We start from the raw sequence: 25,492 nt of genomic DNA on the forward strand, positions 1-25,492 counted from the left end.
ACGCAGCGGGAGCGGGTCGGTACATCAAGAGAACTCCGAGTTCGAGGCGGGCCGTCGTCGAGCAGGGCCGCCGGGTAGTGAATACGTTCAGGTGAGAATTTCCCCCGCGGGAATCGCACCCCCATAATCGCGACGACCCGCGACGAAACGAACGAGGCCGGGTCGACGCGCAGCGATGTGGGAGAAGACTACCGACAGTTCGGCTGATGTTCAAGATGAATCTGTGAACCGATCCGCGATCGGATGGCGTGGGCGCGATCGCGAGCCGATCGGGACAGAAACCGCAAGATCCCGGAGGCGTCGAGCGACGACTCGGCAAACCAAACAACGTGTGCGGCTTATTCCGCCTTTGACATGGTATGACTCGACAGCAGCATGCCGACTTGAGGGTGAGATACATTACTGCGAAACGAACACAGTAGCGCGATCGATCGCGCCGGCCGGCCCGCGTCGGTTCGCAGCCGTCGCACTTTGTAAGCGCGGTGCCAATCCGCGCCGGCCGGAGCCGGCGGTTCGTTATTCGACGTTCCGGGTTGGAGGGAGCGGCCCGCCGTCGTTGGGCTTGGGGCCGTCGGACTCGGACGCCAGGTCCTGCCGTTGCCAGACGCGGACGTAGTCGAAGATGAGGTCGGACGGGAGCTGGCTGTCATCGACGCCCTCGGTCTCCCACCCGCCGGTGATGTGCTGCAGGATAAGATACGACTGCAGGGAACCGATGCGCGAGGTCTCCCAGCGGGCGCGCTCCTGGCCCTGCTGGTACAGGATCGCACTGCCGGGCGTCCAGAGCAAGCCGACGGTCAGGTAGCCCTCAGCGTCGGGCTGATAGTAGCTCGTCATGCTGCCGGTCGCCTTCTTGAACTTGAAGTAACCGTCCCAGAAGAAGCCGTAGTTGTGGCGCAACGGGCCCCAGGCCGACAGGTGTTCCATGATGTCGAACTCCATCCCTTCGCCCTTCGTGTCGTTGCGGGTCAGCAGTTGACCGTTGACGCGACCGGCAGCCTTGGGGTCGAAGTCGATGCCGCGATCGGGCATTAGCCAGAAGGCGGTGAAGGCGTTGGGGGCGGTCGGGAGCTTCAGGCGCGCCTCGAAGTAGCCGTATCGCTGGGTCCACTTTCCGTAGCTGTCGGCCCAGCCGGTGGCGTACTCGTGCAGTGGGTACGCCGGGTTGTCGTTGTGGTGCGCGCGTCGTTTCTCCACGCGCAACGTCAACTTGCCGTCCTTCACGATCACGCCGTCCTTCGTGTAGGCGGTGGCCTTGCCAAGGTGCCACGGGCCCTCGGTGTAGATATTCCACTTCGTCAGGTCGATCGCGTCACCGTCGAAGTTGTCCTCGAACGTCTTGGTCCAGTTCCCGTCCACCGGCGGGCGTTTGCCGAGCCACGCCGGTAGCGGTTGGCGAGGGGGCATGCCGGCGACGACGTCCGTCACCTGCAGGCGACCGGCGGGCGCCTTCGGGTCGGGCAGGATCACGATCTCCGTGGTCGTGTTGCTCGCGTACTTTGTGCCGGTGCCCTCCTGCCCATGAAAGTCCTTCGCGATCGCGTCCGCGTCGGCCATCGCCGGAACGTCTTGCCCGCGCCAGGGCGTCGCGGCGACGAACGGCAGGATGATCTCCGCCTCCTTGCCGGGCGCGATGGGCTTGGCAGGCGTCGCGACGTCCGACGGTCCGCCGCGGCTGACCAACTGTACGCGTGGCGAGATGGGCGACGAGCCGCTGTTCTTCACGCGCAGGCGCACCTGCAGGTGTTCGCCAAGATTCCACAGCCCCACCTTGGGGCGCAGCGCGAGCTTTCCATTGGCGCCGGTGAAGGCCACCTCGAACGCGGTTCCGTTGGCCATCGTCACCTTGGCCCCACCCGTTGCCACCAGTTGCGTTGCCGGGTCGAAGCTGGCGCGACCACCAAGCAACTCGCCGTTTGCCGGCTTCACCGAGACCTTGGTCGGATCAACGATGGGCTGCTCCCCCACCGGCCCGGCCGCTCGGATGTCGGTGATGCGGAACGACTGTTCGACGTCCGACTTGCCGATGAACATCAGCGCCGCCGCCACGGCGTTCGCATCGACCGGGTAGGTGGGTTTGCCGTTGGTGAACCCGAAGATCGTGGAGACGGTTTTCGTCTCGCCCGGCTTGATCCCGGCGACGCTCGCGTTGCTCTGTTCACCGGCCGAGGCCTTGTCGCCATCGACGCGCAGGGTGAAGCGTATCGGCTTGGTGCCGCTGTTCGTCACGGTCGCCTCGATGTGCCCGTACCCGCTGGCATCCCACATCGGCGACGGCTTAATCTTCACGCCCGGGAAGCCCGCCTTCCCGCCTGCGACCACGGTCACGTCGATGCCGCCATCGCGCACTTCGAAGCTGGTATCACCCAGCGTGTCGTTCGCCGATAACTGCGATGCCGCCGTCGCATCGGCGGGGTCAAACAGCAACCGTGGGGCCGGATCGGCGGCATGGCAGAACGAAACGGTTAGCGCGGTGATGGCAAGGAACGTGCGAAGGACGGACATCATACGAGATCTCGTTGAACTGCTTTGGTGGGACAAACTTGGGCACCGCTTTGCCCGCGGCTGCTACTTGGCGATGAAGCGGACCTGATTGCGGTCGATGGCGTCGTCCAAGCCGACGTCGCGATGCGTGTTCAGCAAGTTATTGTCGCGATCACGTGCGGCGAACGTCTCCACGTGACCATCGGCGAAGCCGACGTTGCCGCGCAGGCCGTGACGGTACGACATGGCTTCGAATGCCGGGTTGGTTGCGTACGTTGTGCTGAGCGTCGCGGCGCCCGAACCGTTGTAGGACTGCACCCAACGGTTATTGTTGGCCGTGCCCAAGGTCGTGCCTGCCCCCACGTCGGCCAGCACCAACATCTGCGACGGCTCGCGAATCGTGCCCAGCTTTGCCGGAGGCCTCCCTGGAGAAGATCGATCTGGCTTCCACAGGCGCGCGTCGGGGTGGCAGTTGTAGCCGATGCCGAGATTGCCACCGTACAGCCGCGGTTGCGTCGCCGAGGTTGTGAAATCGGTTGCGGGGCAGAAGAAGATCTTCGACGTAGTGTAGTGCGGCAGGTCAGTCTGGGTGGCCATGTATTTGCCCACGAACGGCTTCGTGAACCACTCGAAGTTCGCGGTGGTCGCAAGGTTGTTCGGATTGGGCAGCAGGACGCGATCGGCCGGATAATTCCCCTTGTCGTCGTTGGCGTACATCTGGATTGCGAGCAGGATCTGCCGCTGGTTGGACATGCATGCCGTCGTGTAGGCCGCAATGCGGGCCTTGTTGAGCGCCGGCAGCAGGATCGAAATCAGCAGCGCGATGATGCCGATCACCACGAGCAGTTCGACCAACGTAAATCCGTTCTTGTTTCGCTTCAACATGCTCGTCTCCACTGCGCTCGTTTGATGAGCGCACGTTCGATTCGGTTAGTGCGTGCCGGCCGTTTGCATCGCCTTTGCTTTGCCATTGTTCGGCGCTGTTGGCGCTGGGGGCCATTGCAGCACCTGGCCAGCGGCCAGCAGTTCGCTCTGCAGTTGTTCGTAGGGCACGTCAACGACATCGCACCGCCGCTCGATCGCCAGGTGGGCCAGGTGGGCCGACGACTGGGCGAGCACCATGAAGACCGGCTCCATGCGGATCGAGCCGAACGCGATGTGGCTGGCCGACAGGCAGACGGGGACGACCAGGTTACTGCACTGCTCGGCGTGCGGCGTGATCGCGCGCACCGAGATCGAGTACGGCTGTTCCGGTGGCACCTCGACGTTGCCCTCGTTCAACACGCGCCCGCCGACCACCAGTCGCCGGCAGTTGTGCGAGTCCATCATGTAGGTCGCCAGGCCGACGGCATCGGTGTCCTTCTGCATGTGGCGGCAATGGTGCTCGGTGACCACCGTCCGGCCGATCATGCGGCGGGCCTCGCGCACGTACAGTTGCGACGGGAAGCCACCGCTCGCCTCGAACTCGTCGAGCGGCAGGCCCCACTTGCCCATCTCGTGCCGCACGTGGTCGGGCACAGATTCATCGTTCTGCAGGTAGTAGAACAGGCCTGCGATGTAACTCACGTGGTCCTGGAAGATCGCCTCGCGCTCGGCGTAGCTACCGTCGGGCCAGCGGTAGTTGGCGCCGATGTGGTCGCTGGCGATGCCGCCCCAGTTGTTCGTGTCGGTCTTACCGTTGGGCATGCGGCTGGTCAGCCACATCACGTCCCACATGCCCGCCGCGAGGTAGCGGCGCATCAGCTCGTAGCGGCCGGCGTCGTAGTTGGCGGGCTTTGGGAATGGCCGGCGGTTGGCGGGGACGTCGCTCAGGCACATGCGGAAGTTGTACGCCTGCACGCAGGCGTCACCGGCGCCCTGCTCGCCGGGGGCGGCGTCCTGCACGAGCGGGATCAGGCCGCTGGCCGGGTCGCCTTCGACGCGATACGGGTCGATGAACGCGCGGAAGTTGTGGTTCGGGTGACCGAAGTGAATGCCGTTCAGCGTCTCGCGATACACGGTGTTCGCCTCGCGCCCGACGTGGTACGAGACGCCCGCCATCGCCAGCAAGTCGCCTTCGTAGGTGGCGTCGATGAAGACGCTGGCGCGGTAAACCGTGCCGTCGCTCATCTCGATCGCGTCGATGCGGCTGCCGGTCTTACGCACGGCCACCAGGTGCTGGTCGACGCGCGGCTGCACGTCGGCCTCGTCCAGCATGTCGCGGAAGATGCGTTCGGCGACCTTCGGTTCGAAGGCCCAGGCCTCGCCCTCGGGGTGCTCGTAGTAGGCGCCCAGGCGCTTGTAGAACTCGCGCGAGATGCCGCCGATGCAGTCCTTCTTGCCGTAGTCGGTCGATCCCAACCCCCCGCTGCTCAGCCCCCCGACGTGCCCGTCCCACGCCACCAGCGCCACCGTTCGCCCCAACCGCCGCGCCGCAACTGCCGCCACCACACCGGCGGCGGTGGCGCCGTACACGCACACGTCCACGTGAATCACCGGCGGCGCTGCAAGGCGCGGCACGGGGTTGAAGTAACGCAGGTTCGGCAACTGGGTTAGGCTTGTCATCGGACGTACACCAGGAAAAGAAGACGTCAGGCCATTTCGTAAGTCGATCGTTGCGCGTTAGTGGCGCCGGCGGCGCAGCGCCAGCAGGCCGAGCGCCGCAACGCCCAGCGCCGTCGGTTCCGGCACCGCCGTCACCCGTGCGAAGCCGTCGGCGTCGTTGCTGATGCGGATCGCGTCGAACTGCGACCCCGCGCCCTCGAACGCCACACCGATCGCGTCGAACGTGGCCCCGTAAAGATCACCCAGCCTGCTGAAGCTCGGCGTGGCCGGCAACGCGGCCTCGGACGACGGCAGGCTGGGGATGGTCAGCGTGGTGGCGTCGTCATCGAAGATCCAGAAGTCGATCTGGTCCTGGGTGTCGGACACGTTCATCTGGATGCGAACCAGGAACAGGTACGTGTTGTTGACCCCGTAGACGTTGTCCGTCCCGGCGCCGAACTCGTTCGTGTCGGTAAGGGTGCTCCCGCCGGCGGTCGAGCGCATGACGGCGTCGCGATCGCGCAGCGCGACGAAGTGGGAGCCGGGCCCATTGGTCGAGTCGAGGATGAGGAGCGTATCGCCGTTGGTGGCACTGTAGCGCGATAGCGCGCTGATCCAGACGGTGCCGTCCATGCCCGTCTGCAGCGATCGAGCCGCATAGTGGGCCGCGGTGGCGCCGGTGCCGAAGGTTGCCACGCCGTCGTTCGAGCCGGTCTCGTTGGCCGAATTGTCGTAGTTGGGCGAGTTAAAGACGAGCGAAGCATTGGCGTCGTACTGCGGCGCCTGCACGTTGACCGTCGAGGACGGTTCGGTGCCCACCCAAGCGCCAGCCCACCCGTTCCCGGCGCTGCCGAGACCCTTCAACGTGGCATCGTCACCGTAGTTGTTGAAGAACTCCGTAACCGTCGCGGCGTCCGCGCGGTTCACCATACCCATCAATCCCAAGGCCGCGATTCCCAATACCACTGCATGGCTGCGACGTACGTTCATACCGTTTTCTCCACCTGAATGAGTGAGACGCTCTCCATCGAACGTGATAAACCAATTATGACCGCCCCACCCCCACGCGATTGGCGCATTTGACATTTGTTTTTACAATTTGCGCAACGCCGGCCCGTAAGGCTGCCGATGGATATGCCAGATGCCACGAACACCCCGCCAACCGATCCTGATCGATCCCCCAAAGCGCGTCCTGGTGGCCATCAACGCCGAGCACGTCGTCGGCCGGCGCATCTTGGAGGGAATTGCGGACTATGCGGACCAGCACCGCCGTTGGCAGCTGTACCTCGAGTTGACGTCACAGCACGAGATGGCCCTGCTCGATCACGTGGACGGGATGATCGTATCGCTTGAGCTTGAGTCGATCCGCCAACTGGCACGCCGATCCACGGTCCCGCGGGTGCAGGTGACCGGTCCGCTGGAGCCCGACAGCCCCGTCGCCGTCGTCGCCGACAATCACGCCGTCGGGGCGATGGGGGCACATTACCTGGCTGACCTGGGGTTGAAGCACCTGTACTTCGTGTTGGCCCAAGGTGGCGTGTACTCGGAACACCGTGCGGCGGGGTTCATGGAGGCGGCCCGCCTGAGGCGCGTGACGGCAGAGGTGGTCAACGCCAAACGGTCGGCCAACTCGCGCCTGCTGCGCCAGGACCTGTCGGCCCTGCCCACCCCGGCCGGTGTGATGGTGGCGACCGACCGCATGGCACTCGAGGTGTCGCGCGCCTGTCGGTTGATCGGCAAGCGCATCCCGGAACAGGTCGCGCTGCTCGGCGTGGATAACGAGACCGAGATCTGCCGCCTCGTCGACCCGCCGCTAACCAGCATTGACCACGGCCCGCGGCGCATCGGTTACGAGGCGGCCCGCCTGCTCGACGAGTGGATGATGACGGACAGGCCGCCCGAACGCCTGGTGACCGTTCGGCCGATCGGCGTGGTGCCGCGGCAATCGACCGACCTGCTCGCGATCGACGACCCCGACGTCGTGGCCGCGATCCGCTTCATCCGTTCGAACTTTCGGGAGGGCATCAAGGTCAAGGATGTCCTCAACCATGTGGCCGTGTCGCGCCGCTCGCTGGAGATGCGGATTCGCGCCGCGCTCGACCGCACGATCCATGACGAGATCATGCGTGTCCGGATCGACCGTGCCAAGCAGTTGCTCGCCACGAGCGAGTGGGAGATGCCGCACATCGCCGCCGAGTGCGGCTTTTCACTTCCGTCGCAGTTCAGTTTCGTCTTCAAGCGCGAAACTGCTGAGACGCCCCAGGCGTTTCGTCGGCGGCACCGCTATGCGGCCCGGCGAAATTGAAGATCGGCCGTCGCAGGCCGGTCGCCGTCGTTAGCGTCACACGTGATGCGAATCGCGGCCGATGGGCACGAGCGTACCGTCGATGCTCAGCTTCCCATTCTTGCCACCGTCGTAAGTTCGGTACAGCGCGTACCAGTCAGTGAGAACCAATGGCTCGGGTCGCGCGCGGAAGGCGGCGTCGTGATGGTCGCTACCATCGGGTGTACCGATAGGGATTATCCGCGATGAACCAGCGTTCGTAGTTTGACTTCCAGCCAGCCTCGTCGGTCGATTCATCGACTTGGTCAGAGAGGTAATCGGCGTGGTACAGGCCGGGGTCGGCCGCCATGGATCGAAGGAGGATCGCGCTGGCGGCGCCGCACATGCCGCCGTGGATGCCTTCGTCCCAGTTGCGGACGACGATCACGTTCTTGCCCGGCTTCAGCAGGTGGCCCGGCACCTTGTGCCCGCGGGGGAAGAGCCAGCTCTTGCTCGAGCCGATGCTGGTGCCGTTCACGAACGTCTCCTCGGTCTCGTCGACGCGGCCGACGGACAGGAACATATCTTGTCCCGCCATGTAATCGGGCAGATCGATCACCTTGCGGAAGAGCGTCTCGCCATCGGTCCACTTCCATTTCGGGCCGTAGCTTTCGCGATAGGCTGGAACTGACACCCGTTGCCAACCGTCGGTTGACGTGTCGTCGTTGGCTGATTTCGCTATCAACAACTTGGCACGGTCGCTGATGGGTTGGACCGAGTGCCACTGGCGGTACAGGCTTTCGGGCAGCACAACCGTCTGCTGCGCGTCCCACTCGCCGGCGAGCGCATAACCCTGTTGCGGCCGTTGCAGTAGCGCGACAAACTTGGCGTCTTGGGCGAACGTGGCGCCCAAGTTGGCCAGCAGTTGCGACAGCGCTCGCGTCTGGCGCCAGCGCGTGAAACGGAAGTAGTGCTTCTCGTCAGCGGGGAGGTAGGTCGGGTCGACCTGCGCGTAGATCGCGACGCCGCCCTTGGCTCCCGGTTGACGGGCGAGCATACCGTCAGCGGCGATCTCGATGCCTTCAGGCGCGGCGATGATCGGTCGACCATCGTGCACGGTCTTCCAGTGCAGATCGGCGGGGCTGATGCCGGCCGCCTCGGGCCAGGTGGGGACGGTGATCGAACCCTGGTAGTCGTTCGTCGCCTCGATCGTCATGCCCGGCGGCGCGTTGTCGGCATCACGCGGCAGAACCAGCGCCTTGCCGCCGTTGTTGATGAAGGCCTTCAACCCAGAGAGATCTGCCCCCTCGCCCAGCACGTTCAACCCGGCGGCCGAATCGATCGCGTCGGCCTTGTCGTATCGAACGCCAAGATCGTCCAGGAGGTTCGCGCCGGCGTCGTTGCCGACGTAGACGACGCGATCGGCCTTGGGCGCGATCGCGCCGGCGCGCACGTGTTCCATCACCTGGTGCGCCAGCTTGTTCGCTGCGGCATCGGAACCGTTCGCACGCGCTTCCAGGTCGAGCGTGCAAAGCGTGATGCGGCCACGGCCGTAGTCCATCTCGATTAACGGCGTGTAGGCGAGGTCGAACTCGCACTCGAGGATCGGCCGGAAGCTGCCGTGGTGCGGCTTCTCGATCGGGGTGCTGCTCACGCTGCCGCGGTTGCCCCAGCGCCAACCGTAGGAATCAAGCCATTCGGTGCCAGGCCGGTGCGGGTAACCGTTGACGAGCGTGCCCTCGCCGGCCCAGTCGCGTAGATCGTCGTTCTCCAAACCAGCCGTCACGGGGTGGTCAGCGTTCACTTTGAAGACGCGGCGCGACACGTGGGGCGCCGTGCGCAGCCCCAGCGACAGGCGCGTCCAATCGTTGTCCTGCCCGAACACGATCAACCGGCCACCGGCCTTCACGAACTGGTCAAGATCGCCCGGCGGCACGTTGCGGTTCGAAAGCGTGTGACGACCAATGACCGCGACGTCGCCCTCAGGCTGGCCTGTCGTCCAGGGCACTACTTCATAACCCAAATCGGTCAGGAGCTTGGTCGTGTCACCCGCCGGATCGAACACGGCCAACCTGCCCGACGCCTTCGGCTGTGGCGCGAAGACAGTGAACGGGAACGAGTCGGTGTGCTTGGCGTCGCTAATCGTCGCGTTCAGCGTGATCGTGCCAGCCGAACGCGCATCGGCGATAATCGGAACGTCGAACTCGACCGGCAGAAACAGCTTCTCACCCACCACCAGCTCGCCGGCCTTCTCGCCGACGGCCACTTGCTTGTCGTCGATCGTAACCGTCCATGTCGCGTTGTAATTCGACGGCGTGCGGGCGTCGTTGATCAGCACGATTTGCTTGGCCACGCGTTGGCCCGGCGCGAAGTTGTGGTCCTTCCGCGTGAAGTTTGGCACCTCGGGATCGGTCGGCGTGCCAGCGCCGGTCTCACCGGGTGGGCCGGCGATCCAGGCGAGCGTGTCGTTGTTGTTGGCCGGCAGTTCCGGGTACGCGTTGGGATCGGTCTGGTGCCAGGGAATGCCCATGCCGCTCACGCCCATCGTGCGCCAGCTGCGCCACGTGTTGCGGTAGAACAGGTTCTGGAGCTTCTTGAAGGACTCGCTCTTGGTCAGAATCTGGTCGTAACCGTTGTGGCGCAAGTGAGGGTCGTACTCGCTACGGTGGTTGTCGCTGCCGCGATAGCGCTCGAGGAAGATCTTGCGCATCTCGGTCGGTTCCAATTGGTATGCCTCGTGGCCGAGGTAGACGGCCATCCACTCGGTCAGACTTGGCTCGGAATGGCCCTGTGGCGTGTAGCCGTCCTTGTCGCGGTTCAGGCTGGAATAGAGCGGCGTGCCGAACTCGATCGCGATGAACGGCATCTTGCCGTGCTTGGCCCAGTGCGCCATCCACTCCTCGCGCTCCTGCAGCGGAATGAAGTTCAAGTAGAAGTTGGACGTGTAGACCTCGCCCGCATCGGCGCCGTGATGGGCGTAGATCGGCCGGATGGGGTCGAGCTCCTTCGCCATTGCAATCGCCTGCAGCGCGTTGTCGCGGCGGCGTTCCCACTCCTGGTGATTGCTGACGTTCGGCTGGCCCAGCAGGCGCGGCTCGCCGTCGCCGGTCCACTGGAAGACGTTGGAACTGTGCGCCCACATCACCACCGATGGGTTGTTGCGCCAGCGGCGCAGGTCAATTTCCATCAGCCGGCGGTACTCGGCGCGGGCCTCGGGCGACTCCCATTTTTTGATGTCCGACGCCCAGTCGCCCATGTGCATCAGCTTGGCGGCGATCGGCATGCCGACGCGGTCGGCCTCGTCGATCGCGCGGTCGTCGTACCCCGCCCCACTTCCACGGCGGCCGCGGTCGTCGGGCCAGAGTTCGGCGAAGTTGTACCCCGCGCGCAACATGCCGGCAGGCATCGAACCGTACTGCAGGTTGTTCGGCCGCAGGTTGTAGAGCGTCCCGTTCAGGTAGAAGTCGCGCCCGTCGATCCAGAACTCGCGGAAGCCGAACGCCTGCACGTACTCGTCCGTCACCGGCGCGCCGGTGAGCGAAAGCTTCATCGTATAGCGGTTGGGCTGACGGTAGTCCCACAGGCGCGGGTCGGCCCAGGGCCAGGACACCGTCACGGTCTGCCGCGGGGCCGCCTGTACGTTCGCGGTCGTCTCGAAGGTCTTTTCGACCTTGCCGGATTCGTCCAGCATGGTGGCGATGAACGTCACCGGCCCGGCGGTGGTGACGTCGGTCAGCTCCACGTCAACGTCGACCTTGTCCAGCCGCGTGCTCGGGCGCACGTAGACGTCGGCGACGTGCCCACCGCGCGGCCGGCTGAGCAATTTGACGCCGTCACCGATCAACCCGCGGTTGTCGAGCTTGGCGGCGGCCTTGGGTTCGTTCAGATAGCCCATGTACGACACGACCTCGGTCTTGTCGTCCACCGCCAGCACGCGGATGCGCAGCGTCTGCTCGACGCCCGGCTCGATCGCCGGCGTCAGATCGACCTGACCGGCCGGCCACGTCACCTGACCCATCTCCTGGCCATCCAGGTACACCACCGCATCGGTACTGACGCGGTCGAGATCGAGCACCACGGCCCGGCCGTCCCAGTTGGCCGGGATGTTGATCGGCCGTTCGTACCAGGCCTGCGCGACCTCGCTTCCCTTGAACAGCAGCCAGCTCTTGCCGATGCCGCGCTGCACGACGGCGTCGCCGTTCCACGCGCCCGGCACCTTGGCGTACCCGAACCCCTTCGGCTCCTTCAGCGTCACCCCGCTGGCGGGCACGAACTTCCAGAGGCCGTTCAGCGAGATCTCACTCCTGAACGCGCCGATGTCGACCGCGGGCTTCTGGGCGAAATCGCTGGCCAACTCGGGCGACAGCGTCGCGTCGACCAGGCGCAGTTCCGTCGAGGGCACGATGGTCAGGTTGTCGATGTAGATCGTTCCGGCCGACCAGAACAGCCCCACCTGCACCCGGGCCGCGACGGCACCATCGGGCACGCCGACGCTTGTGGTGAACGCGTTCCAATCGCGCGGGTGTTGAAGGAAGTACCCGCCACCCTCGGTCAGCTCCTTGCCATCGGCCCCGATGAAAGCCACGTGCAGGCCGGCCTGCCGCCAGCGCATCGGCTGGGGCGAGCGGATCTCCGGCCCCAGCTTCATCGATTCCGGCTTCATCTTGAACGCGATCGCCAGTTCCTGCCAATCCGAATCGACGGCGAACGTCGTCGTCGCCAGCGTGTCGGAGTCCCACTTGTCGCTGAAGATCTTCAACACCTTGCCCGCTGGCGACGCGGGCACGTCCGGCCCCTGGCTGTCGGGGTGACGGTCGGTCTGCACACGCGTCGACTGCACCGCCGGCACGATCGACACGCCGCTGGGACCTTCCCAGCCGTTCGGCACACCATTGGCACCGGCACCTTCGAACTGGCCGATCGGGAAGCCGTCCTTGAACGGCGCTACCTTGCTTCTCACGTGATCCAAACGGCTCGCGTGCGCTTCAACCGAGACGTCATCCAAATCGAGCGTGCCAGCCGTCAGCCAGAGGCCGGGCTGCAGCACGAGTTGCGTCGCGCCAGCGGGCACGTCCAACTCGACGGTCTTCTGCGTCCAGTCAGCATCGGTCCGCTGGGCCGGCATGTTCGGGTAATCGCCCACCTGGTTGCCGGCATCGTCGGCGAAGCGCATCGCGATGCGCGGCTCGTGCCAACCCTCGGCGCCCAGCTTGATGCCCTCCGTACGCATGCGTGCCGAGACGATGACGAACCTCATGCCCGCCGGCAGCGGAAACGACCGCTCCATGCCGGCCACCTTGGTGATGTCGTCGTTGGTGAAGCGCACGAACCGATTGCCGTTTTCGACGATCGACGCCGACTTGTCCGGCGACATAAAATTCGGGAACGCCCAGCCCGGCGCCTTGTCCTTATCGGTGGCCTGATTGAAGCTCGATTCGCTGGCGGAAGTGGGGGCGCTCAGCCCGTAACTTGGCGCAAGCACAACGGTGGCAAGCAGGGCCAGTCGAGCGAGGAATCGCTGTTGGGGTGAATCCATGGTGGGTCTCTTTGTTGTTGGTCGGATTGCCGGTCGCAGGCTCGTCGCCGTGTATAGGATTTCCATAGGGCATGCTCCCCTGCGGACTGGCTCTCCGCCCAATCCCGGGCACGATCTTCGACGGCGGCTGGAAGATGCACGGAGGCGGATCCCCGCCGAAAGATCGTCAGGCGGACCATTGAAGTTGTCTGATTAGTCGTTTGGGTCTCGCGTCCACTTCCGCTTGCCGGACAGCCCGAAGTTACTGGGATTCGTCAACCCGTTTACCTGATTGCCGTCGTTGCGGTCGATCGTGTCGATCGGTTCCTGCGATTCGACGTGCCCATCAGCAAACAGGTAATTCCATCGCTTGTTGGGATGCGCGAAGTAGCCGTGCGCGTACTGGCTACCGTCGTCCCTGCTCTTCTGCCTGGCTGCCCGGTCGCACGAGACGGCCGAACTGCTCCCCACGCGGTTGTCGCTCGAGTGCTTCTCGACGAGCATGATGACCTCAGCCGAGTTGCGGATCCGCGACAACTTTGGCGGGCTGGTGATGGCGTACGGACTTGCCGCCGATCCGGTGCCGCTGTTCATCGTGGTCCCCGCGGCGATGCCACTTGGGTTACTGGCGGCGTTCACATTCCCACCGTTGGTGTAAAGTCGCTTTCCCACATCGTCCGCCATCGCGTACGAACGCGGGTTGTTCGTCCGCGCGATGCCGTCGGCCGGGCACGCGTAAACTTTGGCTGTGGGCGTGACGCCCGATCCACCGATGTTCGCGCCAACTCGATAGTCTTCAGGCTTGCCCTTGCCGCCCAGGTAGCGGTCGATCAGCGCGTCCCACTTTACGTAGCCGTAGCTGGGCTGGGGCAGCGAGAAGAGATGGCGGTTGTCATCGGTCATCGCCGGGGTTACCGAATCGCCGTTGGCGTTCGCATACATGCGCATTGCGAAGCCGATCTGGCGCATGTTCGAGGCGCATGCGACGACGTTTGCCGCCGCCCGGGCCTTGTTCAGCGCCGGCAGCAGCATGCTGATCAGTAGCGCGATGATGCCGATGACGACCAGAAGCTCAACGAGCGTGAATCCGCGTTGGTTTCGCATGACGGGCTCTCCAGGCTCTTGTTCCGCCGACACCCGATCACGGGCGGCCGATGGACCGGACGTGCGCGCCTCGTTGAAGGGGCGCACGTTGTGAAGCGGTCAACTGCGCTACGACCGACGCTGGCGACGCGCCAGCAGCCCGGCGCCCACCATGGCGACGATGGCCAACGATGCGGGCTCGGGGACGGCGGCGGTGTGCGGCGTGACGTCCGCGTAGGTCAGGCCGACGCGGTACTCGTCGGTCAGCGACGACTTGCCGCCGTCCTGCCGCGGGTTGAATCGTTCGAGGCCGGTTGCCCCGAACTGGTAGGTCTTGCTCGCCTGTGGCGTGCCCAGCGCTGCCACGATCTGGGCGTCGGCGCCGGAAAGGTCCAGGCTCGGGTTCATCCAGAGCTCCAGCTTGCCCAGCACCAGGTCCAGTCGGTACAGGAAGAAGTTGGCGTTACGACCGTCGACGCCCGTGTCGGCAGGCGAGCCGCCGAACATCTTGATGTTGCTGCTACCCGAGCGATCGGTGCCTACGATGAACCTGTCGTTATTGCTGTTGACGCCGATCGCGACGACGCTTTCCCCACCGTCGGCCGTGTTCTGCTGAAGGTAGCTGAGCCACTCCACTGCCACCTGACCGTTCCCCGTCCCCGGGTTGCGATAGGGGAAGTTGGTCGTGGCGTTCTGTGCGGTCTGCGAGAGCTTGCCGCCGGAGGTGTCCAACGTGTTGCCCTGCCCATCGGTGTAGGCGAGGCTCCCGCTCACGACCGTGCCGGACCCGGACCACCCGCCTTTTCCGGCGATGGCGCCCGCGGTGTAGTCCAACCCGTCGTAGAACAGCGGCGCCGCCGACGCCGACGACGACACAAATTGCAAGGCCCCCGCTGCGACGAACAGCGGCAACGCCATAATGGTGACGCGATTCTTCATGATTTCCTCCCGAATGGATCGAACGTCCGGACACAGGGCGATGTGAAGACCCGCCGGTCCGGGCGGAAGGGTCTGGAACGTGAGTTTCGATGCGCGACACACATCATCGGTCGCGCGTGCCGCGTCTTGACGCCCGCGGTGCTGCCGTTTCAGGGTCGATCGCTAACCGGCACGGGCCCAACGGTATCTCCCTTCACGAAACAGGGGGCCACTGCCCGGGGCGGGATCGGCGTGGCCGGATCCAACAGCTTCTCCGCCAGCAGGTCGACCGCGGCCTGTCCCAGCGATTCACCTGGCAGGCGCAGGTGCGTCAGGTCGAGGATGCCCATGCTGTCGCTGTTGGACACGCAGATGATCGAGAGGTCGCGCGGAACCTCCAATCCCATCTTCCACGCGAGCGACACAAGCGACTCGGTGTCGTCCGTCGCGTAGGTGACGAACGCGGTCGGGCGGTCCGGGCGGTCCAGCAACCGCTGGAAGTATGCACGCTTGCCCGCCGACCGCAGGCAACCCGGCGCTGGGGTCAGTTCCGGCGCGATCATGAACATGCGCAGGTCCATCGGCGGCAGACCGGCGCCCTTCATGGCGGCTGCGTAGCCAGCGAATCGGTCGGCGAAGCTGTAATGGCGGAAGTGGTCGAACGTCGCGAACGCGATCCGGCGATGCCCGAGTCGCAACAGGTGCTCCGTAGCCAACTGACCCGCCGCCAGGTCGTCGGGATGCACGCAGTCGTGCGGCAGCTTTGTGTTTACCCACACCGACGGTATGCGGTACCGCTCGATCGTCTCGATCATGGCAGGGGGATAGTCGGACGTGTAGCTGATCAGCAACCCGTCGACGCTCCACTCGCGCAGGATGCGCGGCATCTCCGCTTCTGGCGCGCCGTGGGCGGGCAATTGGCCAACACTAAGGTGCAGGTCGTGATCCTGAAGCGCTCGCTGCATGCCGAACTGCACGTCGAACGGCATCGTCGCCTCGCGGACATTGCGGCTGGTCAACAAGCCCACCGCCCCGAACCGCCCGGTCTTCACCGCCCGCGCCGCGCCGTTCCGCCGATACCCTAACTCTTCCGCCGCCAGAAAAATGCGTGCCCGCGTCTGTTCGCGGTACAGGTGGGCTCGATTACCCAATACCTGCTTGACCGTCGGCTTCGACAGGCCCGTGCGCTGCGCGATCTGGTCGAGAATAGTATCCATAACGCCCGAGACATCGCTGAATTCATATCGAGATGAAGTGGGTTCCTATCGAGATGAATATGCATCAAGATTGTGGGGCCGTCAAGCAGATTGCTCAACTTTGTACAGGGGCGTATTCATCCAGCGAGAGCGCCGAACGATGGAGCCGGTCTTCGTCTGGGTGCTAACTCGGTCAAAGCTTCGAGCTGTCGGGAGCTATGCCGTGTCGGGCCGCCGTAGGCGGCCGGGTGCATGCCGCCGAGCAACCGCTCATCCTGCGAACTTCAACCCGATCACCGAGGTGATGAGCATCGCGAGGAAGAAGAGGCGCAGCGGCGTGGCGGGTTCGCCGAGGAAGACCATGCCGAGGATCACGGCACCAACCGTGCCGATCCCGACCCAGACCGCGTAGGCCGTTCCGATCGGCAGCGTGCGGGCGGCGACCGAAAGCAGGTACATGCTGGCGGCAATCCCCAGGATCGTCAGCACGCTCGGCAAGGGCTTGGTGAACACTTGCGTGTACTTCAGCCCGATCGCCCACAGGGCCTCGAAGATGCCGGCAATGACGATGAAGACCCAAGGCATGCGCTCTTCCGGTCCAGCACGGCACGCGTACCACGGCCGCTCGATGGGGATAGGCAAACGCTAGACCAACCCAAGCGCGACCATCGCGCGGGCCACCTTGAAGAAGCCGGCGACGTTGGCGCCCACCACGTAATTGCCGGGCGTGCCGTACTCGGCGGCGGTCTCGTAGCAGTTGCGGTGGATGTCGGTCATGATCTTCTGCAGGCGCTGCTCGGTGAAGTCGAACGTCCAGGCGTCGCGCGAGGCGTTCTGCTGCATCTCCAGCGCGCTCGTCGCCACGCCACCGGCGTTGGCGGCCTTGCCGGGGCCGTAGGCGATCTTTGCGTCGAGGAACATGTGCACGGCCTCGGGCGTGGTCGGCATGTTGGCCCCCTCGGCGACGGTCGTGCAACCGCTCTCCAAAAGGCGCTTGGCGTCGGCCGCGGTCAGCTCGTTCTGCGTGGCGCAGGGCAACGCGACGTCGCAGGGGATGTCCCAGATGTTGCCACCCTCGCGGTAATGCGCGTGGGCGCGCACGTCGGCATAGTCCTTGATGCGCCGCCGTTCGACCGACTTCAGTTGCTTCAGCAGGTCTAGGTCGATGCCTTCCTTGTCGTAGATCACGCCGTTGGAATCGGAACAGGCCACCACCTTGCCGCCCAGCTGGTGGACCTTCTCGATCGTGTAGATCGCGACGTTGCCTGAGCCGCTGACGATGCACGTCTTACCGTCGAGCGTCTCGTTGCGGGCCTTGAGCATCTCCTGCGTGAAGAAGACCAGGCCGTAGCCCGTGGCCTCGGTGCGCACGAGTGCGCCGCCGTAGTCCAAGCCCTTGCCGGTAAGGACGCCGGACTCGTAGCGATTGGTGATGCGCTTGTACTGCCCGAAGAGGTACCCGATCTCGCGGCCGCCCACGCCGATGTCGCCAGCGGGGACGTCGGTATACTCGCCGATGTGTCGGTACAGCTCGGTCATGAAGCTCTGACAGAAGCGCATGATCTCGCGGTCGCTGCGGCCCTTGGGGTCGAAGTCGCTGCCGCCCTTGCCCCCGCCGATCGGCATGCCGGTCAGCGCGTTCTTGAAGATCTGCTCGAACCCCAGGAACTTCACGATGCTGAGGTTCACGCTCGGGTGGAAGCGCAGCCCACCCTTGTACGGGCCCAGCGCGCTGTTGAACTCGACGCGGAACCCGCGGTTGATGTGCACCTCGCCGTTGTCGTCCTGCCACGGCACGCGGAAGATGATCTGCCGTTCCGGCTCGCAGATGCGCTCGATGATCTTCTGGTCCGCGAAGACCGGGTGCTTCGCCAGCACCGGTCCGAGCGATTCGAGCACCTCGCGGGCGGCCTGCTGGAATTCACGCTCGCCGGGGTTGCGCTTGGCGATGTTCTGTAAGATCAGTTGCGAATGTTCGTCCATGTCCATGGGCCCCTGCCACTGCTGCCGTGTCCGTACGCTGATATCGACGCGCGTCGATGCGACCGGCCTACTCTCCCCTACATCGGTGGATCAGGCAACGTCCTTTTCTGCAACGCGGGCAGAGGCGTTGGAGTGCTGCCCCAGTGACTCCCGGACCGCAAACGGGCACATCGACCTCGTCCGAACCGTGCGACCCGAATTGAACGGCCGGTTCGAAGGTTGCGGCAAGGCGGTTGTGTGCTGCATATGGGTACCCCCCGGCAGACTTACAGCTTGGTTCGTGTACATCGTCGCAGCGAGCCGAGAAGGCTTCGTCCCTGCCGGCCGAGCCAGTACGATGCTGAACGACCGGCGAGGGGCCGGCGGGTGGACGTTAACAGGAGAAGTGAGATGGCCAAGTCAGCGAAGAACACGATCTGCCTGTGGTACAACGGCGACGCCGAGGACGCGGCGCGGTTCTACGCCGCGACCTTTCCCGACTCGTCCGTCGATGCGGTGCACCGGGCCCCCGGCGACTACCCGTCGGGCAAACAAGGGGACGTGCTGACGGTCCAGTTCACCGTGCTGGGCATCCCGTGTCTCGGGCTTAACGGTGGGTCGGCGTTCAAGCACACCGAGGCGTTCTCGTTCCAGGTCGCCACCGCCGACCAGGCCGAGACCGACCGCTACTGGAACGCGATCGTCGGCAACGGTGGCGCCGAGAGCGCCTGCGGCTGGTGCAGGGACCGGTGGGGCCTGTCGTGGCAGATCACTCCGATCGCCCTGACCGAAGCGATCGCCGATCCCGACCGAGATGCTGCCAAGCGCGCGTTCGACGCGATGATGACGATGCGGAAGATCGACGTCGGCGCCATCGAGGCGGCGCGCCGCGGTTGAGGTCGCGTTTGCCGGCGGGTGTCCCGTGCCCGCGCGGCGCAATTCGGGCGACAGGTTACCATCGCGGGCCCGATCCGACGCGTGCCAGCGGATGTCACTGATGCCCGTGTATTGGCGTTGCCGGTGGCCAGGTCGATGCGATCCCACCCGACCTGGCCGGGGCAAGTCAGTGCCTGCACCTCGTTTTAGCCCAAACGCTCGATCGCGGCAGGCTTGTTCTGCGCAGATCGGATGCGGTCGACGTTAAACTTAGGGCGTCGGTCGAACCGGTAGATGCCGTTCTGCTCCTGGTACACGTCGGTCAGCTGCGTGTAGCAATACCCGAACATCCGCTCGTTGCCGAGCAGCACCTGGCACTGGCCCTCGAAGCGAGCGTGGAACTCGTCCAGCGTCTGCGGTCCAGGGCCATAGCCCCACGAGTCGTCGCCAGGCTTGGCATCCGGGTTCCAGCGAATGCCGCCAAACTCGCTCACGAAGAACGGTTGGCCGCGATAGGCGATCGACATCGGCGTCTGGCCCGGCTTGCCGCCGTTGATCATCGGTTGGCCGTCCGCCAGCCCGACATGGTTGGCCGCGAGGATCGCGGGGTCTTGGGCGTAGTCGTGCACGTCGTAGACGTCCGATTCGGGCACGCGATGCGCGTAGCCTGACGTATCCAGAACGGGCCGGATGGGGTCGAACGCCTTCGTGGCCAGGAACATCGCGCGCGTCACGTCGTCGAGCACCGTGATGCGGTCGTGCAGCCGTTGATGCGTCTCGTTGAGCGGGCACCAGCCGATGATGCAGGGGTGGGAGTAGTCGCGTTCCAGCGCTTCGAGCCACTGCGTAACGTAGGTCGCGGTCGTCTGCTGGTTGTCGGTATCGGGCCCGCCGACGTTGCAACCCCAATCGCCGAACTCGCCCCAGACGAGGTAACCGGCGCGGTCGGCATGGTAGAGGAACCGTTCTTCGAAAACCTTCTGGTGCAAGCGAGCCCCATTGAAGCCGGCGGCCATCGAGATCTCGATGTCGCGCTTCAGGTCGTCGTCGGTGGGTGCGGTCAGGATGCCGTCGGGATAGTAGCCCTGATCGAGCACGAGCCGCTGGAAGACAGACTTGCCGTTGATGCGAATCGCCATTCCGTCGATCGCGATCGACCGCAACCCGCAATAGCTGTCGGCGGCGTCCAACACGGCGCCGTCACCGTCGAGCAGTTCCAGCTTTATGTCGTATAGGAATGGGTCCTCGATCGACCAGAGGCGCCGATCGGCTTGGGGCACGGGCAGGTCGAGCATCGTCGCGATGCCTGTATCGGTGCGCCGGGTGACGGTGGCGACCGTGCGCCCTCCGACGATCAGGGATGCGCGCACGCGCTTGCTCGCTCGAGCGCCGAAGATCGGTTGCACGAGCATGAACCGGTCGTTCGCCACGTCCGGCGTGATGCGCGGCCGCTGAAGGTGGCAGTCTGGCACTGGTTCCATCCACACGGTCTGCCAGATGCCGGTCGTGCGCGTGTACAGGCACCCGGCGTTCGCGTACTCGGGCGACTGCTTACCCAACGGCATCGGGCGGCGATGCGGATCGCGAGCACGCACGACGATCGTCACCGCATCGCCCGGTTGGGCCACGATCGACAAATCGGCCGAGAACGGCGTAAAACCCCCGCGGTGACGGGCCACCTCGACCCCGTTGGCCCACACGGTAGCGTCGTAATCGACCGCACCAAAGTGCAGCAACGCGCGCCGCCCCGCCCATGCCGCTGGTATCGTCACTGTGCGCCGGTACCAGACGGCCTGAAGAAAATCTGTGTTGCCAATGCCCGACAGTGGCGATTCCGGACAGAACGGCACGGTTATTTGGCCCGCCAGATCGCTCGTCACTAGGCCGCGTTCAATGCCGCTGTCACCTTGATCGATCTCGAACTGCCATGGGCCGTTCAGGCAGAGCCAGTCGGCCCGAACGAACTGGGGACGCGGGTATTCGGCACGAATGGTCGACATCTTCAGCTCGCTCCGGCAATTAACATGTTCTGGCAAGTACACCGATCATTCGGCGGACATCTCTGAACGGGCCTGCCGCTCCCGTGATCGCCGATCGTAAACGGTTGCGCGGCATTGTCATCTCGAAATGCCGCTCGTCGTACACAAGATCGAAGGCGGCTTGGAGATCCAAGCCGCCTTCTCGGTCTTTTCCGTGCTCGTCCGCCTCAAGCGGTCCGCGTTCGCTTGCGAACCATGGCGATCGCAGCGCCCAGGCCGAGGACCGCCATTGCGGTCGGCTCAGGAACGGCGGCGGCCGTGTAATCGATGGTCACCGTGGGGCCGGAACCCGTCTCCGAACTAGCGAAGACGCCGCCGCTGACGCCACCCCCGTTGGCGATCAACAGGAGGCCGGCCGCAGCGAGATTGGGATCGCTCATCCAGTTGGTGACGACGTTGTTGTTCAACGTCAAGCTGAACGTAGTGCCCGCCGCGTACGTGCCAGTGGTGCCGTTGAAGGTGTAGACCGTTGCGGCGTTGCCCTGGAACTGGTCGGCGGCGTAAAAGTTCACCAGCGGTCCCCCAGCGCTACTGCTGGCCCAAGCCGTGCCCGTGCCGCCCGGATTGCCTTCATAACCGGTACCGGCCGTGCGATTAGCAAGGTAGAGCGTGGCACCGGACGAGCTGAAGCTACCCTGGCCCCCACCGTTGCCCTGCTGCCATCCCGAGTTTGCGGCCGTCAGTTGGGCCAGCTTCAGGTTGGCATTGTTGAACGTCGCGGTGTTGCCCGTGGCCACGGTGAAGTTCAGCGTCACCGAATTAATGGTAGCGCCGGTGAGCGCAGCCAGACCCGCCGTGTCAAAACGCTGCAGCGTGTTGTACTCGGCGTAGCTGTTGATCTGAAGGTCGTTGCGCGCGCCATAGTTGGCCGCGTTGAAGTAATCCTGGTTTGGCCGGCTAACGATTGTCACGTCCGCGTTGGAATTCAGCGTGAGAACCGCCGCGTGCGTGGCGCCGGTCGTCGTTGCGACCGAAAGCAGGCCGAACGTCGCGATATTGAACCATTTTCCGAGAAACATTCATCCTCCGAGAGACAAAAAAACTCATCAAGTGCCGCTGTACCAACAGCAGCGCCCCCTCAGGTCGGCCGGGTACGTCCGGCATCGTTTTCGGTCGATCTGCCCAGCGATCTCCGCGGGCGTAATCACAGTGCGCGTCAATCAGTACTCCGACAGCGCGAACCGCGCGCTTTGCGGAGCCATCCAGCTATCGTTACCAACGCCGGTCCACTGATGAACGGTCCGGCCGTCGGGAAAGGTGGTCCGCGCATTGTTGATGGCGCCGTTCAGGTTCGGGTCCTTATCACGGCCCATGTAAAACGACTTCCGCAACACCGCGACGTGACCGTCCAGGAAGACCGTGGGCCGTCCATCGGCCCCGTGATAACCTTGCTCGGCCGGGTTGTTCGTGAAGGCGATGCGTGAGCAGAACTGGATCGGCGTCTGCGTCTGGTACGGGCGGAAGAACGTCGATCGCCACGACGCGTAGAACGCGCTGGGATCGTTGTTCAGCGTCGAGCCGTTGTCGTAGATCATCGACGTCGTCGAGTACCAGAAATGCCACGCGAGCCCGCTGTAGGCGTTGTTAGCAAACGCGCCGGGATTGGCGTCGGTCGCGTAGCCCCAACCGGGCGGATTGATGAACAGCCCACTGGCCGATGGGCACAGCCAGATGCCGCCTGCGACGCGGGCATCGGTCGATTTGGCGCCCGTGATCGGCGCCAGCGCCTGCTCGAGATTGGGACCTGCGAACATCGGGTTGCGGTGCTGCTTGACGCCGTTGAAGATCCGGTCGTCGCGCACCAGCACGGGGAGGTTGTTGCGGTTGTTCTGCGCGTAGATGACGAACCCCATCCCGATCTGCCGCAGGTTGCTGGAGCAGGCGATAAGCTGCGCCGACCTGCGCGCCTTGTTCAGCGCCGGCAGCAGCATCGAGATCAACAGGGCGATGATCCCGATGACTACCAGTAGTTCGACCAGCGTGAAGGCCGCCCTGCCACTGTTGTTGCCTGGAAGGGTTCGCATTGATCCGCGCGTGACCTTACCGATCATGACCGCCTCCACCCTGCAAAAGGTCGCTCGCCAGCAGACAATGCCGGCAGAAAACCGATCCTACGCAATCGCGTCGCAGATTTAGCCAACAAACTCCTCAACCGAGCTGATCAGGTCGTCGGCAAGCAGCATAGCGACTTGGTCCCGATTCTGATTTTTCGTTGAAATTCACGTATAAAGATAATGCACCACGTTTGGTGGATCGCCCATATACCCCTGCGACATAATCGATACGTTTTTGCGACAAAGCCAGCGCGATGAGTAACCCGCCCCATATCGCCGTTGCCGTGGAGACACTGATCGGTCGGGAACTGCTGATCGGTTGTGCCGACTACGCGCACACGGCACGCTGGGGCAGCGTGTCGGTCATCCCATGGAGTTCAGCCCGCGAGGGCTTCGTGCCAAACAGGGGGTACGATGGCGCTGTCTTCATGATCTGGGACGCGGCACTGCTCAAGGTGGCACGCGGCTTGGGCTGCCCGATCATCAACGTTTCCAACACCGCTCATGCCGCCGACGTCACCACGATTCAGACCGACGACCGCGCGATCGGGCGACTGGCGGCCGACCACCTGATCGAACGGGGCCTGCGCCAGTTCGGCGCGGTGAAGAGCGCCGACGATCAGCCCGGCGAACGCGTGGAAGGGTTTCTCGAACGCCTGGCCGAACTTGGGTTTCCCGTTGGTAACATGCCGCTCCTCAACGCCGCCGAACTGTGGCAACCGGCCGCCGTGCTCGGGCGATTGCGCGATCTGCCCAAGCCGATCGGCTTCTTCTGCTTCGACGACGACTCAGCGCTCTGGCTCATTCGCGCCTGTGACCGCGCCGGCCTCAGCGTCCCCAATGCGGTTGCGGTCCTGGGATGTGACGACATCGACAGCATCGTCGCACAGGCGTCCCCGTCCCTCAGCAGCATCGCGTTACCGTGGCGCCAGATCGGCAATCTGGCGGCGGCGTCGCTTCACGCGTTGATCGACGGACGGCCGGTGGCGCCACTGACGCGCGTGCCGCCGTCGAGCGTCATGCGCCGGGGGTCGACGCAGATCAACGTGGTCGACGATCCGGAGGTCACCCACGCGCTGCAGGTGATGCGCACCGCCGAGGGCATGCGCATGACCGTCGGCGAACTGGCCGACGGGCTATCGATGACTCGCCGCACGCTCGAGCGCCGTTTTCGTGACCTCGTCGGGACCTCCCCGGCGAGCGAGCAGCGCCGCCTGCGCATCGAGCGCGCGTGCGTGCTCCTGACCGAGGGCGACCTGCCAATCCATGCAATCGCTCGCGAGTTGGGCTTCGCGTACGCCAACCACTTCAGCACCGCCTTCATCGCGACGATGAGGATCTCCCCTACCGCCTATCGTGCCGCGCGGTCGCGACGGCCCTGATGCAGCGTTTGTGCAGCGGCACGCCGTTTCAGTTACGGGTATAGTACATCGAGTGTGACCGCCGATCGCATTTCGCCCGCATCTAAGGGAGCCTGCATGATTGAGCTTGATACTGACTTCCCCGGGGGAAACATCACGGTCGAATCCTTGGATGGCGAGGCGGTGCGGCTGCAGCAGGACCTGCGCTCCACCACGGAGTGGTGGTTCCACTGGCACTTTCGCATCCGCGGCGCCGCCGGACGGACCGTGCGCTTCACCTTCACGAACGGCGACGTCTTCACGGCCGACGGACCGTGCTACAGCGTGGACGGCGCGAACTGGCGGTGGCTCGGACGCGAGGTCGTCGAGGACAACGGGTTCACCTTCACGTTCCCCGACGACGTGAACGAGGCGTTCTTCGCGATGGGCGTCCCGTACGTGCAGAGCCACCTGCGGTCGTTCCTCGCCGGCCGCCCGGCGATCGAGCAGTCGGTGCTCACGCGCACCGAAGCCGGCCGCGATGCGGAGCTATTGCGGCTACGCTCAAGGACGGGCCAGCACGTCGTCCTGCTGACGGCGCGGACGCACGCGTGCGAATCGATGGCGAGCTACGTGCTGGAAGGCATCCTCGACTTCTGGCTTGCCGACGGTTCGCCCGAGGCGGCCCGCCTGCGAGAGGCGGTGGACGTGCTGGCGATCCCGTTCGTCGACAAGGACGGCGTGGAGGCCGGAGACCAGGGCAAGTTGCGCGCGCCGCACGACCACAACCGCGACTATATCGATGAGCCACTGTACGCAACAACGCGGGCGGTGATCGCCGTGGTCGCCCGGGAACGCGACCGTCTGCGCGTGGGCCTCGACCTGCATTGCCCGTGGATCCGCGGCGAGCGGAACGAGGATTTCTACGTCGTCGGCCCGCCACCACCGTGGGACGCGGCCGCGCTCGAACTGGCCCAGGTCATCGAGCGATCGCGCCGCGGTGAGGTGCCGCTGTGGGCGGCGGCGTACCTTCCCTTCGGTGTCGAGTGGAACAACAACGCGCAAGCGCGCACCCTCTCCCGGCACATCTGCGTGACAGCACCGGCCTGCCAGGCGGCGGTGTCCGTCGAGATCCCCTACTCCCGTGCCACCGGCGTGCAGATGACGCCCGGCCGCGCCCGCGCCCTCGGCGCCGATCTTGCCCGCGCGATGGGCCGGTTCATCCAATAGCGGTGGGCC

General features: G+C 64.8%; 17 protein-coding genes. 4 read left to right on the top strand and 13 right to left on the bottom strand.

The window, feature by feature from the left end; genetic code table 11:
- Positions 1 to 516: 516 nt before the first annotated feature.
- The 4 genes from VGN72_17400 to VGN72_17415 are packed head-to-tail and all read right to left on the bottom strand — an operon-like array spanning position 517 to position 5,937.
- Positions 517 to 2,508: a glycoside hydrolase family 16 protein gene (locus tag VGN72_17400; GenBank protein HEV7301146.1), complete on the bottom strand. Its 1,992-nt coding sequence runs from the start codon at positions 2,506 to 2,508 to the stop codon at positions 517 to 519.
- 60 nt (positions 2,509 to 2,568) lie between these two features.
- Positions 2,569 to 3,369 (bottom strand): prepilin-type N-terminal cleavage/methylation domain-containing protein, encoded by an 801-nt coding sequence (locus VGN72_17405; protein HEV7301147.1) that lies wholly within the window; start codon positions 3,367 to 3,369, stop codon positions 2,569 to 2,571.
- A gap of 45 nt (positions 3,370 to 3,414) precedes the next feature.
- Positions 3,415 to 5,028 (bottom strand): FAD-dependent oxidoreductase, encoded by a 1,614-nt coding sequence (locus tag VGN72_17410; protein HEV7301148.1) that lies wholly within the window; start codon positions 5,026 to 5,028, stop codon positions 3,415 to 3,417.
- Positions 5,029 to 5,085: 57 nt separating this feature from the next.
- Positions 5,086 to 5,937 carry a hypothetical protein gene (locus VGN72_17415; protein HEV7301149.1) on the bottom strand — a complete coding sequence of 284 codons (852 nt, stop codon included), beginning with the start codon at positions 5,935 to 5,937 and terminating at the stop codon, positions 5,086 to 5,088.
- Positions 5,938 to 6,148: 211 nt separating this feature from the next.
- On the opposite strand from VGN72_17415, the gene VGN72_17420 reads away from it, so the two are divergent.
- Positions 6,149 to 7,312, top strand: a complete 1,164-nt coding sequence (locus tag VGN72_17420) for a substrate-binding domain-containing protein (protein ID HEV7301150.1) — start codon at positions 6,149 to 6,151, stop codon at positions 7,310 to 7,312.
- 190 nt (positions 7,313 to 7,502) lie between these two features.
- Here VGN72_17420 and VGN72_17425 read toward each other — a convergent pair whose 3' ends face one another.
- The 6 genes from VGN72_17425 to gdhA all read right to left on the bottom strand — a co-directional run bounded on the left by VGN72_17425 (position 7,503) and on the right by gdhA (position 17,965).
- Positions 7,503 to 12,806 (bottom strand): hypothetical protein, encoded by a 5,304-nt coding sequence (locus VGN72_17425; GenBank protein ID HEV7301151.1) that lies wholly within the window; start codon positions 12,804 to 12,806, stop codon positions 7,503 to 7,505.
- 192 nt (positions 12,807 to 12,998) lie between these two features.
- Positions 12,999 to 13,889 (bottom strand): type II secretion system protein, encoded by an 891-nt coding sequence (locus VGN72_17430; protein ID HEV7301152.1) that lies wholly within the window; start codon positions 13,887 to 13,889, stop codon positions 12,999 to 13,001.
- Positions 13,890 to 13,997: 108 nt separating this feature from the next.
- Positions 13,998 to 14,807, bottom strand: a complete 810-nt coding sequence (locus tag VGN72_17435; GenBank protein HEV7301153.1) for a PEP-CTERM sorting domain-containing protein — start codon at positions 14,805 to 14,807, stop codon at positions 13,998 to 14,000.
- Between the two features lie 149 nt (positions 14,808 to 14,956).
- Complete coding sequence (locus VGN72_17440; protein HEV7301154.1) at positions 14,957 to 16,003, bottom strand: LacI family DNA-binding transcriptional regulator; 1,047 nt, start codon at positions 16,001 to 16,003, stop codon at positions 14,957 to 14,959.
- A gap of 249 nt (positions 16,004 to 16,252) precedes the next feature.
- Entirely contained in the window at positions 16,253 to 16,567 is a 315-nt protein-coding gene (locus tag VGN72_17445; protein ID HEV7301155.1) for a multidrug efflux SMR transporter, read from the bottom strand.
- Positions 16,568 to 16,627: 60 nt separating this feature from the next.
- Positions 16,628 to 17,965, bottom strand: a complete 1,338-nt coding sequence (gene gdhA, locus VGN72_17450) for an NADP-specific glutamate dehydrogenase (GenBank protein HEV7301156.1) — start codon at positions 17,963 to 17,965, stop codon at positions 16,628 to 16,630.
- 390 nt (positions 17,966 to 18,355) lie between these two features.
- Between gdhA and VGN72_17455 the strand changes: the two genes are divergently transcribed.
- Complete coding sequence (locus VGN72_17455) at positions 18,356 to 18,841, top strand: VOC family protein (protein HEV7301157.1); 486 nt, start codon at positions 18,356 to 18,358, stop codon at positions 18,839 to 18,841.
- A gap of 185 nt (positions 18,842 to 19,026) precedes the next feature.
- On the opposite strand, the gene VGN72_17460 is transcribed toward VGN72_17455, so the two are convergent.
- From VGN72_17460 to VGN72_17470, 3 genes are all read right to left on the bottom strand, one after another.
- Positions 19,027 to 20,820 (bottom strand): glycoside hydrolase family 2 TIM barrel-domain containing protein, encoded by a 1,794-nt coding sequence (locus VGN72_17460; protein ID HEV7301158.1) that lies wholly within the window; start codon positions 20,818 to 20,820, stop codon positions 19,027 to 19,029.
- A gap of 206 nt (positions 20,821 to 21,026) precedes the next feature.
- A complete protein-coding gene (locus tag VGN72_17465) occupies positions 21,027 to 21,878 on the bottom strand; it encodes a PEP-CTERM sorting domain-containing protein (protein ID HEV7301159.1) in 852 nt (283 codons plus the stop codon).
- 141 nt (positions 21,879 to 22,019) lie between these two features.
- On the bottom strand, positions 22,020 to 22,883 hold the full coding sequence (locus VGN72_17470; GenBank protein HEV7301160.1) for a prepilin-type N-terminal cleavage/methylation domain-containing protein: 864 nt from the start codon (positions 22,881 to 22,883) through the stop codon (positions 22,020 to 22,022).
- Between the two features lie 284 nt (positions 22,884 to 23,167).
- Here VGN72_17470 and VGN72_17475 point away from each other — a divergent pair, with 284 nt between their 5' ends.
- Positions 23,168 to 24,295: a substrate-binding domain-containing protein gene (locus VGN72_17475; protein HEV7301161.1), complete on the top strand. Its 1,128-nt coding sequence runs from the start codon at positions 23,168 to 23,170 to the stop codon at positions 24,293 to 24,295.
- A 96-nt stretch (positions 24,296 to 24,391) separates the two neighbouring features.
- A complete protein-coding gene (locus tag VGN72_17480) occupies positions 24,392 to 25,483 on the top strand; it encodes a M14-type cytosolic carboxypeptidase (protein HEV7301162.1) in 1,092 nt (363 codons plus the stop codon).
- The last annotated feature ends 9 nt before the right edge of the window (positions 25,484 to 25,492 follow it).

The sequence above is a fragment of the Tepidisphaeraceae bacterium genome, assembly GCA_035998445.1.
In the GTDB taxonomy this organism is placed as follows: Bacteria; Planctomycetota; Phycisphaerae; order Tepidisphaerales; family Tepidisphaeraceae; genus DASYHQ01.